20 protein-coding genes are annotated in these 12,820 nt (G+C 63.7%); 18 read left to right on the top strand and 2 right to left on the bottom strand.

The window, feature by feature from the left end; translation table 11 throughout:
• The first annotated feature begins 57 nt into the window (after positions 1–57).
• The 6 genes from H7347_RS07325 to dut are packed head-to-tail and all read left to right on the top strand — an operon-like array spanning position 58 to position 2,243.
• Positions 58–324: a hypothetical protein gene (locus H7347_RS07325; RefSeq protein ID WP_152822802.1), complete on the top strand. Its 267-nt coding sequence runs from the start codon at positions 58–60 to the stop codon at positions 322–324.
• The gene (locus H7347_RS07320; protein WP_152822800.1) at positions 305–646 is read left to right on the top strand and encodes a hypothetical protein; all 342 of its coding nucleotides are present in this window, start codon (positions 305–307) and stop codon (positions 644–646) included. Before H7347_RS07325 ends, H7347_RS07320 begins: the two co-directional genes overlap by 20 nt.
• A complete protein-coding gene (locus H7347_RS07315; RefSeq protein WP_152822798.1) occupies positions 643–1,149 on the top strand; it encodes a pentapeptide repeat-containing protein in 507 nt (168 codons plus the stop codon). Before H7347_RS07320 ends, H7347_RS07315 begins: the two co-directional genes overlap by 4 nt.
• On the top strand, positions 1,142–1,333 hold the full coding sequence (locus H7347_RS07310) for a hypothetical protein (protein WP_152822797.1): 192 nt from the start codon (positions 1,142–1,144) through the stop codon (positions 1,331–1,333). Before H7347_RS07315 ends, H7347_RS07310 begins: the two co-directional genes overlap by 8 nt.
• On the top strand, positions 1,330–1,737 hold the full coding sequence (locus H7347_RS07305; RefSeq protein ID WP_152822795.1) for a RusA family crossover junction endodeoxyribonuclease: 408 nt from the start codon (positions 1,330–1,332) through the stop codon (positions 1,735–1,737). Before H7347_RS07310 ends, H7347_RS07305 begins: the two co-directional genes overlap by 4 nt.
• Positions 1,734–2,243, top strand: coding sequence for a dUTP diphosphatase (gene dut, locus H7347_RS07300; RefSeq protein ID WP_227659060.1), 510 nt, complete (start codon positions 1,734–1,736; stop codon positions 2,241–2,243). Before H7347_RS07305 ends, dut begins: the two co-directional genes overlap by 4 nt.
• Here dut and H7347_RS07295 read toward each other — a convergent pair.
• Positions 2,240–2,485: an AlpA family transcriptional regulator gene (locus H7347_RS07295; RefSeq protein ID WP_227659059.1), complete on the bottom strand. Its 246-nt coding sequence runs from the start codon at positions 2,483–2,485 to the stop codon at positions 2,240–2,242. The two genes, dut and H7347_RS07295, sit on opposite strands and share 4 nt — an antisense overlap.
• A gap of 217 nt (positions 2,486–2,702) precedes the next feature.
• A complete protein-coding gene (locus tag H7347_RS07290; protein WP_186337357.1) occupies positions 2,703–2,840 on the bottom strand; it encodes a hypothetical protein in 138 nt (45 codons plus the stop codon).
• 150 nt (positions 2,841–2,990) lie between these two features.
• Here H7347_RS07290 and H7347_RS07285 point away from each other — a divergent pair, with 150 nt between their 5' ends.
• From H7347_RS07285 to H7347_RS07230, 12 genes are all read left to right on the top strand, one after another.
• Complete coding sequence (locus H7347_RS07285; protein ID WP_152822793.1) at positions 2,991–3,380, top strand: hypothetical protein; 390 nt, start codon at positions 2,991–2,993, stop codon at positions 3,378–3,380.
• 769 nt (positions 3,381–4,149) lie between these two features.
• On the top strand, positions 4,150–4,791 hold the full coding sequence (locus H7347_RS07280; protein WP_152822792.1) for a hypothetical protein: 642 nt from the start codon (positions 4,150–4,152) through the stop codon (positions 4,789–4,791).
• Complete coding sequence (locus H7347_RS07275; RefSeq protein WP_152822790.1) at positions 4,792–6,300, top strand: terminase large subunit domain-containing protein; 1,509 nt, start codon at positions 4,792–4,794, stop codon at positions 6,298–6,300.
• The gene (locus H7347_RS07270; protein WP_152822788.1) at positions 6,297–7,721 is read left to right on the top strand and encodes a phage portal protein; all 1,425 of its coding nucleotides are present in this window, start codon (positions 6,297–6,299) and stop codon (positions 7,719–7,721) included. Before H7347_RS07275 ends, H7347_RS07270 begins: the two co-directional genes overlap by 4 nt.
• Positions 7,705–8,832, top strand: a complete 1,128-nt coding sequence (locus H7347_RS07265; protein ID WP_152822786.1) for a hypothetical protein — start codon at positions 7,705–7,707, stop codon at positions 8,830–8,832. Before H7347_RS07270 ends, H7347_RS07265 begins: the two co-directional genes overlap by 17 nt.
• A gap of 63 nt (positions 8,833–8,895) precedes the next feature.
• Positions 8,896–9,420 (top strand): hypothetical protein, encoded by a 525-nt coding sequence (locus H7347_RS07260; RefSeq protein ID WP_152822784.1) that lies wholly within the window; start codon positions 8,896–8,898, stop codon positions 9,418–9,420.
• Positions 9,421–9,426: 6 nt separating this feature from the next.
• A complete protein-coding gene (locus H7347_RS07255; protein ID WP_152822782.1) occupies positions 9,427–10,509 on the top strand; it encodes a P22 phage major capsid protein family protein in 1,083 nt (360 codons plus the stop codon).
• An 83-nt stretch (positions 10,510–10,592) separates the two neighbouring features.
• A complete protein-coding gene (locus H7347_RS07250; protein WP_152822780.1) occupies positions 10,593–11,051 on the top strand; it encodes a hypothetical protein in 459 nt (152 codons plus the stop codon).
• The gene (locus tag H7347_RS07245; protein ID WP_152822779.1) at positions 11,051–11,416 is read left to right on the top strand and encodes a hypothetical protein; all 366 of its coding nucleotides are present in this window, start codon (positions 11,051–11,053) and stop codon (positions 11,414–11,416) included. The genes H7347_RS07250 and H7347_RS07245 overlap by 1 nt, the downstream gene beginning before the upstream one ends.
• Positions 11,409–11,735, top strand: coding sequence for a DUF5403 family protein (locus tag H7347_RS07240; RefSeq protein WP_152822777.1), 327 nt, complete (start codon positions 11,409–11,411; stop codon positions 11,733–11,735). Before H7347_RS07245 ends, H7347_RS07240 begins: the two co-directional genes overlap by 8 nt.
• Positions 11,725–12,129, top strand: a complete 405-nt coding sequence (locus H7347_RS07235; RefSeq protein WP_152822776.1) for a hypothetical protein — start codon at positions 11,725–11,727, stop codon at positions 12,127–12,129. Before H7347_RS07240 ends, H7347_RS07235 begins: the two co-directional genes overlap by 11 nt.
• Complete coding sequence (locus H7347_RS07230; RefSeq protein WP_152822775.1) at positions 12,122–12,724, top strand: hypothetical protein; 603 nt, start codon at positions 12,122–12,124, stop codon at positions 12,722–12,724. The genes H7347_RS07235 and H7347_RS07230 overlap by 8 nt, the downstream gene beginning before the upstream one ends.
• Positions 12,725–12,820 lie beyond the last annotated feature (96 nt).

The raw sequence follows: 12,820 nt of genomic DNA, 5'->3' as shown, positions 1-12,820 counted from the left end.
CACACCCACAGCCAACCCACAGGATATGGCTAGACCAAAACCCGGAAAGGAGACCCCATGCAAGAACCCACACACCCCGCCGACCAGCCCGGCGTCTACGAAATCCGCGCCACCATTACCACCAGCGGACACCTCGAAGACCCCACCGACGACCGCGAGGTAGACACCTACCTCCGCCAAGCCCTCGCCGACCGCGACGCCGCAGAAGTCGAAGTGGAACTCGAATACGACCCCGGAGCCACACAAGCGCGCATAGAAGAAATACGCGCAGAAAACCAATACGAATACGAAAGGGAATGGGAATATGAACACGACGAATATTAACGACCTCCGACAAATAATCGGAGAAATCACCGCCCTAAAACAACACCTCGCCACCACCCACAAACAGCTCGGGAAAATCCAAGACATCCTCGACGACATCACAGAAATCGAGGGAACCAACCTGGAAACTCACCACCCGGAATACCTCGAAACTGAAGGAGACTACAAGAACGCACCGAGGGGCACCATCGTGGCGGCTGATGGAGAAGGTGCCTACTGGGGCGCAGGCAACGGAGGCTGGATAATGTCCACCGATACCGTCTGGCCGGAAAAGATGGCCCAAAAGAAGCGCCGTGTGCTGCGCTGGGGGTGGGAAGCATGAGCACCCTCACCCGAGCCGACATCAAGGCCCGCATCCAGGAGGCCCACGACAACGACCGTCCTCTCGACCTCTCAAATCAAGACCTCAGCGGCCTCGACCTGAGCCATCTCGCCCTACGGGGCGCTAACCTACAGTGGGCTGACCTACGGTGGGCTAACCTACGAGACGCTGACCTACGAGACACTGCCCTACGGTGGACTAACCTATGGGGCGCCTACTGGGATGGGCTGGTCATCGAGCGCCTGCCCTCCGGCCAGGTCTACCTCGTCCCCACCCCCGACGGCTGGCACATGCGCGTCGGCTGCTGGGACGGCACCCCCAGCCAGCTACGCACCCTCATCGCCCAGGACGACGACTGGCCTGAAGCCGAAGGCAACGAAATCCCCCGCCGCCGCCCATACCTCGAAGCCGCACTCACGCTCTGCGAGGTCCACATGGCCGATCAAGCCGACGTAATTGACCAGCTACGTGAGCTGTGGGGAGAAAAGGCCCCCGATGCGTGATCTATGGAAAGTCCACATCCAACCCACACCCGATGTGAGTCCGATCGTGGCGACCCACACCAGCCGCTATGAAGCCATGCGCCACATCAACGCCTTGCGGTTTCAGATCAAGCGTGGCTGGACCGTCTGGCTCACCCACACCCCCGCAGGCACCGACACCGAACAGGCGGTGACAGCACCATGACCAGGATTAAGCTCTTTGTGCCGGGCCTGCCCGCGCCCCAAGGAAGCAAAAGGCATGTTGGTGGCGGCAGGCTGGTGGAATCCTCGAAAAACGTCAAGTCCTGGCGCAGCACCATCGCCCGCACAGCCCGCGAGCACATCACCCAACCACTCGAAGGGCCCATCGAGCTCCACGTGGATTTCCACATGCCCCGCCCTAAAAACTGGGGCTGCAAACGCAATGACCCGATGATCCAGCGCCCCGACCTCGACAAGCTCCTGCGCGCCGTCGATGACGCCCTCACCGGCGTCGCTTTCCGCGATGACTCCCAAGTCACCCGGCTTATCGGCCACAAGCACCGCGCACTCCACAACGCCCCCACCGGGGCACTCATCACCATCTACACCCTCAAGGAGGCACTATGAAAATCATTTCCCGCAGGGCTAACGCTCTATGCCATGCATTCAAAAACATCTACATGCCCGCCGCGCCGGAGCCCGCTCTAGATCAGCCCCTCCTGGTGGTCTCCTACCTCGGATACGACCCTGTCCGCGCCCACCCCGATGACGCCGGCCTAGACCTCCAGTCAGCAGAGGACGTGCGTATCGCCCCTGGGTCTCGTGTGCTCATCCACACCGGAGTACGTGTCGCCATCCCCCACGGGCATGTCGGCTATATCACCCCCCGGTCTGGGCTAGCTAGTGCCCACGGGCTGACGATCCTCAACGCCCCGGGCACCATCGATGCAGGTTATCGAGGAGAAATCCAAGTCCTCATGATCAACCATGGTGGTAGACCGGTCATGGTCAATCGGGGGGATCGGATTGCTCAGCTGGTGCTCCATCCGATTATCGCCCCCAGGATGGAGCTGGTAAAAAGCCTGCCGGACACAGAGCGCGGCGAAGGCGGGTTCGGGTCCACCGGGGCCTAGCCGCGCCGCTGCTGCGACGGGCGTGCCGCGTGCCACGCCCGCACCTCCGAGGCGTCCCACAAGCGCAGGCCCTCAAAACGCTCAGCGGGGGCAGGGCACTGGTCGCGGGAGGCATAGGCTGCCCAAGTCGCCCGGGAGATGCCGATATGGTCGGCGCACTGTGTGGCCGTCCAGTACACCCGCCCGGTCTCTAGGTCAGCTACGGCCAGCATGAGCACCCCCGATTCGTCCACGGAGGTCATACCCGGCCATAAGAGCAACCGGGGTCAGTACGAGAGCGGCCCACCAGCCGCTTAAGCCGGTGAAGGCGATGGCAAAGACGCTGAGCGCTGCGGCTATGTAGATCAGTATGGCGGTTGTTTTCATGGGAGTCCTTTCGTTGAGGGGTTAGGGTGGAGGGGTGCCCCGCACCCGGGGAGCCTGGCTAGTTCGAGTAGCCAGGAGCCGGGGCGGGGTGCTCTAGTCTCTGCGGTGCTTACCGTGCGGGGGCTTTTCTTTTTGATCCTGGTAGATCGTCCAGATGAGCCGTAGTAGCGCGGTGATTGCGGTGATGAGGCCGCTGATCGCTCCGGCTAGGGCGGTGATGGAATCCATCATCTTCACCTCCTCTATCTAGTTCTCCCTGCCCGGCTGGGCCGGGAGGTTGTGAGTCTCTCACCCTCACAAGACCCATAATACATCAAATCTGTTGTATTGCGTAATCGGGCCACCACCAGCACAAACACTACAGAAAGGGGGTGAAAATCCATGCCCAAATGCCTCCGCGTCGGCTGCCCACGACCCCGCGCCGCACCAGACCATGAGGGCCTCGGACTCTGCCTAGGCCACTACCGCCAGCTCCATGCCGGCACCATCGGAGCCGACCACAACCCCCGCGTGCGCGAGTACCCCGTCGAAGCCGCCGCCCACCTTATCGAAACCGAACGCCGCCCCGGCGAACGCGACCGGGCACTCGCACGCCGCCTTGGAATCCCCAAAGACACCATTCACCACGTCCGTCACCGCCACTGGCCTGTCCTCCGCTCCGCCACCTGGGAAGAGCTGGCCGAGGCCATCGCCCGCGCCCAGCACGCCCGCCTTCAAGCTGACATCGACCTGGGGGCCGCCGTAGGCGAGCAGATGCCCCTCTGGCCCTAACCGCTGTCGCCCACCACTGCCACAGCCCCGGTCATCACCTTACGATGGCCGGGGCTTTACTCATACCCTCACCCCGCAAGACAGGAGGCCCCCATGCCACGCTTTGACCGCCACGGAGATAAGGCCCGCTGGGGCCGCCGCGTCGCCCGCGAACGTCGCCGCTTAGAGCGCGACCCCGCGCGCGCCGTCTGCTGGCTCTGCGGCCAGCCCATCGACATGGCCCTGCCACCACACCACGCACGAGCCTTCACCCTCGACCATGTCGTTCCCATCGCACGCGCAGGACAACTCCACGGCGAGACACGACCAGCACACCGAGAATGCAATTCAAGTCGAGGAAAAGGAAGAAAGACAAAGCAAACAACAACGTTAATTGAATGGTGAAGAAAGTAAGATGAAGAAGTGAAGAAGAAGATTAAATGAACGAAGAATGATTGAAGATAAGATAAGTAAAGTGAACGAAGATGGAAAAGAATAAGAAAAATAAATAAAACAAAACAACAGCAAGCAACGACGAAGTGAACAAAACGCAAGGTCAGGACACCAAGAGAGGGGCAACCACCACCAGGGAGGGGGAGGACTCCCCCAAGGGCACAACCCCCGGCACCTCCCGGTATAGCCATCCATCCGCCCCGGCCTAATTCTGCTGGCTGGTTCTTCTTTTTGGCCACGTTGCTAAAATCCGGCAGGGGCCGGATTTCTCAAATCCCAGGCGGTTTACATGTCGCGGAGCGGTTCACATTCCGCGCGCTCCGCTGAGATAGCAGGCATGGACGAGAAGAAGCCACCGCAGAAGCGCCCGAAGTGCGGCAGCGTCGCGGGCTACCGGCAGCACGTGCGCAAGAAGGAACGCACCTGCGATGAGTGCCGCGCCGCGTACAACGCGCACGCCCGCGAGCACCGCGCGAAGCTCGCCTCGGGGGAGAAGAAGCCGCGCCGCTCGATGGTGAAAAAGCGCGTGGAGGACGAAGCAACCGGGGAGAAGGTACTGGCCTCGGCGGAGGCTGGCTCGCCGGAGACTCCGACGTTCCTCAAGCGCGCGGGCCGCGCCCTGTGGGAGGCGATCACCAGTGAGTACGACCTGGATGCCGGGGCGCAGGTCGCCCTCTTGGAGGCGTGCCGCATGACCGACCGTCTGCAACGATTCGCTGCGGCGCTTAGCACGGACTCGACACTCTGGTTCGAGCTGGGGGACCCGCAGGAGCTTGATGATGGCTCCACGCAGGTGCAGGTGGTGGTGACCGGCATGATCTCGGAGGCCCGCCAGATGCAGGCGGCGGTGACTCGCACCCTGAGCGCTATCGGGGTGCTTAAGCAGGCGGAGGCCAAGGCCAAGGAGCGCTCCGCGCTGGATCAGCTCATGGAGAAGCGCCAGGCCCGCTTGGCGAAGGCACAGCGGGAGGGTGCGTAGATGGGGATGGTGCGTGACCGGCAGCTGGTGGTGCCGGACTCGGAGTTTCCGGTGCGTTCGCAGCCGGTGGGGGCGCAGGTACCGCCGCATTTCTTGGCCCCGGCGTGGAGAACCACCGCCGGGGATGATGCGTGTGATCTCGCGGATGCTTTCGGCCTGCACCTGTTCCCGTGGCAGAAGCTGGTTTTGCGCAACGCCTTGGGCGAGCGTCTAAATGGGGCGTGGGAGGCGTTCGAGGTGGGGTTGGTGGTGCCTCGCCAGAACGGTAAGAACGTGGTGCTCATGGCCCGCGAACTCGCGGGCCTGTTCTTGTTCGGGGAGGAGCAGATCATCCACACGGCGCATAAGTTCAAGACCGCGAAGGGTGCGTACCGCGATTTGAAGCGGGTGATTGAGCGCAGCCCGGAACTGATGAGCCACGTCAAGCGCATGTCGGAGTCCTCGGACAACGTGAGCATCGTGCTCAAAGACGGGCGCAGGATTGACTTCCTGGCCCGCCAGGGCGGCGGTGGCCGTGGCTTCTCCGGTGATCTTGTGGTGCTCGATGAGGCTTTTCAGCTGGATGAGACGCTGGTGTCTGATCTGCTGCCTACTCTGTCGGCGCGCCCGGCACCGCAGCTGTGGTATACCTCCTCGACTGGGTTTGACTATTCGACGGTGCTGCGGTCGGTGCGGGATCGCGCGCTGGATGAGCCGGAAAAGAACCGGCACCTGGCGTTTTTCGAGTGGGCGGCGGACCTGGATGTGGTGCCGTGGGACTCGATGGAGGCCGTGGTGCAGTCCAACCCATCGCTGGGCTACGTGCAGTCGTGGGATTGGATTCAGGAGGTCGATCTGCGTGGTATGTCGGAGGAGGCGTACAAGCGGGAGCGGCTAGGGATTTGGACGGAGGCATCACTGGATGCGGTGATCGGCGTGGACGTGTGGGCGCGGGCTTTGGTGACGCCGGAGGCGATGCTCGGCGCGAAGGCAAAGCGACGGTCCCTCGCGCTGGAGGTCACGAGGGACCGCGATAAGGCGTTCCTCGCGGGCGCGGCGCTCCTCAAGGACGGGCGAGTGGTAGTAGACCTGATCGCGGCGGAGTCCGGTGTGTCCTGGGTGCAAGATGAAGTGGCCCGCGTGGTGAAGAAACACAAGCCGAAGGCGGGGGTGGTGGTGGATTCGATGTCTGGTGCGGCATCGCTGGGTATGCAGCTGGCGAACGCAGGGGTGCCGGTATCGCTGGCGAGCACCCGGGACCTGACCCGGGCGACGGAGGAGGTGTACGACCGGCTGACGCACGTCGATGAGGATGGGGAGGCGGAGCCGACGCTGCTGCACTCGCAGCACCCGCTGCTGGATGATGCGGCGCACACGGCCCGCAAGCGGCTCGTGGGATCGTCGCAAACCGCCTGGACATGGGAGCAATTTGGTGAGGTGGCTATCGAACCCCTCCGCGCGATCACCCTGGCTGTGCGGGGGCTGACGATGGAGCCGGTGGCCCAGAAGAAACGAGGGAGAGTGGCGTGACGGAGCTGGAGCTGAAAGAGGTCTTTGACCGTCTGAGCGCGAAGATGTGCAAGCAGGAGTTAGCGTGCCAGCGCGTAGATTCGTGGTTGCGGCCGGAGTTGGAAACGGGGTTTGACCTGCCGCCGAAGGCCACCCATGAGCACAGAGCACTCAGCGCCCTGTCCCGCACACCGTGGCTGCTCCTCGTGGTGAGCAACGTTGTTCAGGCGATGTATGTAGACGGTGTTGAGGGTGATGGGGGGCCTGTGGAGGAGGCATGGCGGCTGTGGATGGCTAACGACATGTCCGTGCAGCAGATCGCCAACCACCGGGCGATGATCGCCTACGGGCATTCCTACGGGGTGGTGTCTCACGCGGAGGAGCGGGGTAAGTCCAGGATTTCGTTCTTGTCGCCGTGCCACATGGCGGTCGAGTATGAGGGGCGTGGCCTGGGCGAGTATCCCTCGGTGGCTCTGGAGGCGTTGAGCACTGAGGGAAAGCGTACGCGGTACCTCCTTCACGTGCCGGGGGTGGCGTACCTGGTGGAGCAGGGCCCTGAGCGTGTGGGGACGAGACTGGGCGGTTTCCGGGTGGTAGAGGAGCGCCCCACGGGGGTGAGCTTCGTGCCGGTGGTACGGTTCGCTAACCAGGTGGATTTGCAGGGCCGCACGGTGGGGGATGTGGAGCCGTTTATCCCCACCGCCCAACGTATCAACAAAACTGCATATGACAGGTTGTTGGCTCAGCATTTCAACTCATGGAAGGTCAAGACCGCGACGGGCTTAGAGATTCCGTCGCTGCTGGATGAGGACGGCGACCCCACGGAGGAGACCGACCATGTGAAGGCGGATGAGCTGCGCCTTAAGCTAGCCCAGGATGACGTGCTCATAGGTGAGTCCCCTGATACCCGCTTCGGGACCTTGGACGCCACAGCGCTTGACCCTTTCGTGTCCTCGTGGCGGTCGGATATTGAGGCCCTGGCGGCGGTGTCCCAGACTCCCGCGTATGCCTTGACCGGCCAGCTGGTGAACTTGAGCGCGGAGGCGCTGGCGGCGGCGCGCGCCCCGCTGGCGCAGAAGGTGCATGAGCGGCAGGTCAGCGCGGGCGCGTCGTATGCGCGGCTGCTGCGCGTCGCGGCGGCGATGGCTGGAATGTCCAGCATCGCGGAGGACGATATGCTGCGCGTGACGTGGCAGGACACGGAGATTCGTTCCTTGTCGCAGGCAGCGGACGCGCTGGGTAAGCTCGCGCAGATGCTCCACGCCCCGCATCGGGCTTTGTGGCAGATGGTGCCGGGTGTGGAGCGCTCTCAGGTTGCCGAGTGGGAGCGCATCGCTGATGAGGAGGCCGAGAAGGAGACGGAGCGGGATCCGATGACGGCTGTGGCGCGCCGCCACAGCCTCGCCTCGGTGGAGGATGTATCCGGTGGCGAGGACAGCTAAGGGGCGTGCGCTCACGGAGCGGCACCGGCTGGAGCAGGTAAGTCTGGGGGAGTCGTTGCGGCGGTGGATCGCGCGGCTTTTCCGCCGCACGGTAGACTACGCGCGGATTGATGAGACCGTGGAGGTATTCGCCCGCGAGGCCGCGCCGAAGGTGGTCCAGTATCGGACGCTGAGCCACTACACCTCCCTGGACTACCTACACGCCTTTTCGCAGGTGGAGGATGAGCAGCATGAGCCGATCTACGAGGCCCCGGACCCCTACGATGAGGGGGACGCCTACCGTGAGCTGGTGAGCACGGTGCGTGGGGTCCTCAAAGCGGTGAGCAGGAAGGGCTACAGCACGGCGGACGCGATGGAGGCGGGCGAGCGCGCAGTGGCAGGCAAGGCCACCAAGCTCGCTGCGGATGGGGGCCGCCGCGTCATCGAGGAGGATGTCAAGCGCGGGCATGGGCCGATTGGGTACGCGCGGGTGGTGGATGCCGACCCGTGCCCGTTTTGCGCGATGCTGGCGAGCCGCGGCGTATCCTACACAGGGCTCATGGGCGAGGGGGAGGGGCTGTACCGCTCGGACTCGTTCGCGGAGTCGAACTCGCGGTTTGAAGGCGGCGGCAATTTTAAGGTCCATGACCTGTGCGAATGCACCCTGGAGCCGGTGTACAAGGTGGACGGCAGGCTGCGGCTACCTGGTAATGGTAATGAGCTGGCTCGGGAGTGGGCAGAGGTGGCCGCAGGCCAGGTGGACCCGATGGCGGCGTGGCGGAGGTGGCGGGAGTCCGGCACGCTCCCGGAGGACTACGACGGCCCGCTGGAGGGGGCGCGGCGCCCAGCGCCGGTACGCGGTCAAGCCACGGGGAGGAAGAAGCGCCCAGCGCCCCGGAAGGCCTCCGAGCGTAAGGGCACCGTGAAGAAGGCGGCGGATTGGTCGGCGCAGGACTATTTGGATCACGCCGATGATCTCCAGCGCCGCCTGGCAGGGGTGGAGGCTGAGATCGCTGACCTGAGATCGGCGGGTCAGGGGGACCACGATATTCCGGTGGTGGCGCTGGAGGAGCAGCGGCGAGCCCTTTTGTCGCGGATCGAGAGGTACCGGGCGGCTGCGATGAGGATGTGAATAAAGCCCGGCCCTGGTGGCCGGGGAGTACCCCTGGTCGCCTGGTGCGAAAGGAAAACGAGCATGTCAGACAACGCCATGACTACTGAGGCTCCCGAGGTGGATGCGGTCCCGGAGGCCGCCGCCGAGGAGACCCCGGTAACCCCGAACGACCTCGCTGCTGCTGCCGAGGCCGAGGAGCCCGCCGAAGCAGAGGAGTCCACGGAGACTCCCGACGATGAGGCGGAGGATACCGACACTGAGGAGGATACTTCCGAGGACGTCGTGAAGCTTCACCGCCAGCTGCGGAAGAAGAACTCGGAGAATAAGGCGCTGCGCGCCCGCGCGGTGGAGGCGGAGCGGAAGCTCCTCCAGCGCGACGTGGCCGATGAGGTGGGTCTGCCGCTCGGTATGGCTACTCGTCTCGTTGGTGACACTCGGGAGGCCCTGGTGGAGGATGCGAAGGCACTTCTCAGCCAGTTTGAGCAGCGGAGCTTCATCCCGGGGGCGGTGCCGCGTGATGGGCTGCGTCGTGGCGATGTGCGGGCTACCCGGCCCGAGGATGAGACCGATCTGTCCAAGATCGGCAACCGTATCTACGAAAGGTAAGACATAATGGCTGCACCTCAGCACCTTCTGTACACCCCGGAGCAGGCCGCACGCTCGATGCTGGCCGCCCTCAAGTACCAGTCCACTCTCGCACGCATGGTGAACACCGATTACTCCAGTGAGTTCACCCCTGGGCGTGGCGCGTCGGTCACCGTGAAGCGCCCGGTGATGATCGACAAGGCCAAGGTGTACACCCAGGACAATCGCAAGAACCAGGACAAGATCGAGTATAGCGAGCTGTACCAGCCGCACACCTCGGTCACCTTGACCGATCAGGTCTATAACGCGGTGCAGCTCCCGGATGATTTCGTCACGTTCACGCTGACTGATCTGGAGTCCCAGGTGGTCGCCCCGATGGCGGAGTCCGTGGCTGCGCAGATCAACGCTGCCGTGGTGGCCGCGTTCCAGTCCGTGCCCGCTGGCCTGACCGCCGTGGACAAGTCCACCAAGCCCTACGTGGGCGTGGACGGTAAGAGCTACGACACCATCAACGCTCTGCGTGAGGCCGGGACGGAGTTCGCGGGCTTCGGTGCCGCCGCGAGCATCTCGGTGAAGCCGAACCAGCTTAAGGCCACCTACCGTGAGGATGTGCTGCCCGCGATCCGCTCCGCGCACCAGCTACTCTCCCAGCGCGGCGTGCCTCTGACGGGCCGCGTGCTCGTGGTGGGTGCAAACTGGGAGGCAGCGCTTCTGGATCACCCGCAGCTGCAGAAGGTCAACGAGGCCGGGGATTCCGGCCTGCTGCGCCAAGCCACCCTCGGTAACCTCTACGGCTTCACGGTCATTGCGGACTACACCGTGGGTGTTAATGAAGCTTGGGCTTTCCAGCGTGACGCGATCACCCTGGCGACTCGTACCACGATGGCTCCGCGCGGTGTGGCTTTCGCGGCTCGCACTGCCGCCCAGGGGTTCTCCCTGCGCTACCTCCAGGACTACGACCCGGACATCCTCACCGACCGTGCCGTGGTGGATACTTTCGCGGGTGCGCAGGTGCTTGATGCGCAGCGCATCGTGAAGCTCACCGGCGCGGACACCATGATCGAGGCGAAGCCGGACACCCCGGAAACGGCTGGTGGGTCTACGAACTAGCCGCCGCAGGTAAAGGCCCGTCCCTAGCCCCACGTGGGGACAAGGGGCGGGCTTTTTCTTATCAGAAGGAAGGAGAGATGGACATGGTAGAGCGGGTAAGGCTGCTCGACGTGGTGGATCTGGAGCGGTCGCTGACCTCGGACCATGGCCCGATTGATGAGGGGCTGGCGGTGTGGGCTATCGAGATCGTTTCGGCGGCGGCGCTGGCGATCACGCGGCGGCGGTGGGCTGATCCACTGGATGTGCCACCGGGGGTGATGGCGGTGCTCGCGCTGGCGGCTCGTCGCCTGTACGTGAATCCCGACCGGATGACCCGCGAGGCTGAGGGTGATTACTCCTATGGCCTAGATTCGTCTGTGACGAAAGCAGATGTTTTTACTCCAAACGAAGTGGCGGTGCTGGAGGATCACCGCGCGGTACAGCGCGTGCGTGGCCTATCCACGCTGAGCACCTATCGGGGTGATACGGGCATACGGCGCACCGGCTACGTGCCCGACGGCTCCGAGTACGGGTTCCCGTGGTACGGGGAGGATGTGGTCTGATGCTGAGGAATCTCCAGGGCGCGCACCACCAGGTCACGGTGATCCTTCGGGAACGTCGTGAGGGCGTGCGTGGGCGGATGGAGGCTGTGGAGACTGGGCGGGTCACGGTGTGGGGCCGTATCCAGCAGTCCCGCACCGAGGACATCGAGGCCTTGGCGGCCGCCGGGGAGACGCAGGTACTCAACACGAAGCGCCTGTACTGCCGGAGTTTCCCGGGTGATGATCTCTCGCAGGTGATGGACGCGGAGGGTGTGCTTTACAACGTCGTGGGTGAGCCGAAGCGGCACCGTGGGTCGCGGCGCACGGCCCGCGATGTGGTCACGCTGCGCCAAGCGGGCGTGAAAAGGGGACTGCGCGATGGCTGAGGTGTACAAAGGCGCGGGCACACAAATGGCGCGGATGGCAGGCAATCACGCGATTATGGATGAAGCTGCGGAGAAGCTGTGTGTGGCGGCGTCCGCGCGGGCGGCTAGGCACCGCGACACCGGCGAGTACTCCGGGAACTTCAAGACAGCGCGCAGCAAAAGCCCTAAAGGACGCGGGGTGACAGATCGGGTGGTGTACAACGACCACGCCGCAGCGCTGCCGATCGAATACGGGCATTTCACGGAGAAACGGGACGGATCCACGGGCGTGTGGGTGCCGGGGCAATTTAACCTTCTGGGGGCGCTCTATGGGCAGTAACCGAATCGACCTGGCACTGGTGATCCGGGACGCGCTACGCGCGGTCGCCCCGGGCGCGGCCGTGGAGCTTGGCAGGGATGCGACGTACCGGCCCGATGAGACGGTGACGGTGGTCCAGCAGGTGTCTCTACGCCCTGCGATGTCTCTGCCGGGTGCTCGCTTAGCGTTCCGAGCGGTGGTGGCGCTGTCTACTACTGGCCCCTCCTGGGATGAGGTCATGGAAGCTCACGAGGCCCTAGCGGACGGGATTTTGTCGCTGAGCGATGCCTGTGGCGTGCATTTTTCTAGCGTGAGGTGCGATAGCGAGCCAGCTGAGCTGCCGCCTCATAATCCCAGCGGTGCGCAGATGGTGGCCTCGACGTACAGCATGATTGTCAGGAGGAGCAATGGCTGAAACGCAGTACTACGACGATAATGCCGTCTTTATCCCCGGGCGGGGTGCGGTGCTGATCGCAGAGGCAGGTACTGAGCCGCCGGAGCTGACGGCGATACAGACCTGGATCAGTAGCGGCGCGAAGGGCATCCTGGGGGCCTACCACCCGCTGGGGCACACCTCAGAGGAGGAGCTGCCCAATATCGAGGCGGATGTGGAGGGTGGCGAAAAGAAGGGCTCCTGGGAGAATCCTTCGCTGCGCACCACGGCCACGAAGGTGACGGAAACCATCACTGTGACGCCTATCCAGTGGTCCGAGGAGCCCATGCAGCACCGCTTCGGCCCCGGCACCGTGAACAAGAACGGCTATTTTGAAGTGCCGGATGTCTATACCGCCACCGAATCGGCCATGTTGGTGATCATCATGGACGGCAAGGGCTTCCTCGTGTTCCACCTTTCTAAGGTTGCTTCCGCCCCAGAAGGTGGCATTGAGTTTGACCCGGAGAGCTTCGCGGGCATGCCGATTAAGTACACTATCTTGACGATGACAGGGAAGAAGAAGATGAGTGTGGGGCGTCTGGGGGCAATCCCAACTAAGCCGACTTTGGGGTCGTAAAAACGGCGCAGAACAGGCGGTCGGGCTTTTACTTGCGGGATGATTCTCGTGGGTAAAGGCCCGTCTTTTATCTCCACAAGAAAGGAAACCAGAAAC

This window comes from Corynebacterium sp. zg-331, assembly GCF_014267345.1.
Classification (GTDB): Bacteria; Actinomycetota; Actinomycetes; order Mycobacteriales; family Mycobacteriaceae; genus Corynebacterium.
This window is presented reverse-complemented; position numbering and strand designations above follow the sequence as displayed.

Excerpts from the sequence above, each read along its gene's own strand:
- H7347_RS07320 (WP_152822800.1), top strand. The coding sequence starts at position 305 with ATGAACACGACGAATATTAACGACCTCCGACAAATAATCGGAGAAATC.
- dut (WP_227659060.1), top strand. The coding sequence starts at position 1,734 with ATGAAAATCATTTCCCGCAGGGCTAACGCTCTATGCCATGCATTCAAA.
- H7347_RS07275 (WP_152822790.1), top strand. The coding sequence starts at position 4,792 with ATGGGGATGGTGCGTGACCGGCAGCTGGTGGTGCCGGACTCGGAGTTT.
- H7347_RS07305 (WP_152822795.1), top strand. The coding sequence starts at position 1,330 with ATGACCAGGATTAAGCTCTTTGTGCCGGGCCTGCCCGCGCCCCAAGGA.
- H7347_RS07280 (WP_152822792.1), top strand. The coding sequence starts at position 4,150 with ATGGACGAGAAGAAGCCACCGCAGAAGCGCCCGAAGTGCGGCAGCGTC.
- H7347_RS07255 (WP_152822782.1), top strand. The coding sequence starts at position 9,427 with ATGGCTGCACCTCAGCACCTTCTGTACACCCCGGAGCAGGCCGCACGC.
- H7347_RS07230 (WP_152822775.1), top strand. The coding sequence starts at position 12,122 with ATGGCTGAAACGCAGTACTACGACGATAATGCCGTCTTTATCCCCGGG.
- H7347_RS07290 (WP_186337357.1), bottom strand. The coding sequence starts at position 2,840 with ATGATGGATTCCATCACCGCCCTAGCCGGAGCGATCAGCGGCCTCATC.
- H7347_RS07315 (WP_152822798.1), top strand. The coding sequence starts at position 643 with ATGAGCACCCTCACCCGAGCCGACATCAAGGCCCGCATCCAGGAGGCC.
- H7347_RS07240 (WP_152822777.1), top strand. The coding sequence starts at position 11,409 with ATGGCTGAGGTGTACAAAGGCGCGGGCACACAAATGGCGCGGATGGCA.
- H7347_RS07310 (WP_152822797.1), top strand. The coding sequence starts at position 1,142 with ATGCGTGATCTATGGAAAGTCCACATCCAACCCACACCCGATGTGAGT.
- H7347_RS07285 (WP_152822793.1), top strand. The coding sequence starts at position 2,991 with ATGCCCAAATGCCTCCGCGTCGGCTGCCCACGACCCCGCGCCGCACCA.
- H7347_RS07325 (WP_152822802.1), top strand. The coding sequence starts at position 58 with ATGCAAGAACCCACACACCCCGCCGACCAGCCCGGCGTCTACGAAATC.
- H7347_RS07295 (WP_227659059.1), bottom strand. The coding sequence starts at position 2,485 with ATGACCTCCGTGGACGAATCGGGGGTGCTCATGCTGGCCGTAGCTGAC.
- H7347_RS07250 (WP_152822780.1), top strand. The coding sequence starts at position 10,593 with ATGGTAGAGCGGGTAAGGCTGCTCGACGTGGTGGATCTGGAGCGGTCG.
- H7347_RS07260 (WP_152822784.1), top strand. The coding sequence starts at position 8,896 with ATGTCAGACAACGCCATGACTACTGAGGCTCCCGAGGTGGATGCGGTC.
- H7347_RS07245 (WP_152822779.1), top strand. The coding sequence starts at position 11,051 with ATGCTGAGGAATCTCCAGGGCGCGCACCACCAGGTCACGGTGATCCTT.
- H7347_RS07235 (WP_152822776.1), top strand. The coding sequence starts at position 11,725 with ATGGGCAGTAACCGAATCGACCTGGCACTGGTGATCCGGGACGCGCTA.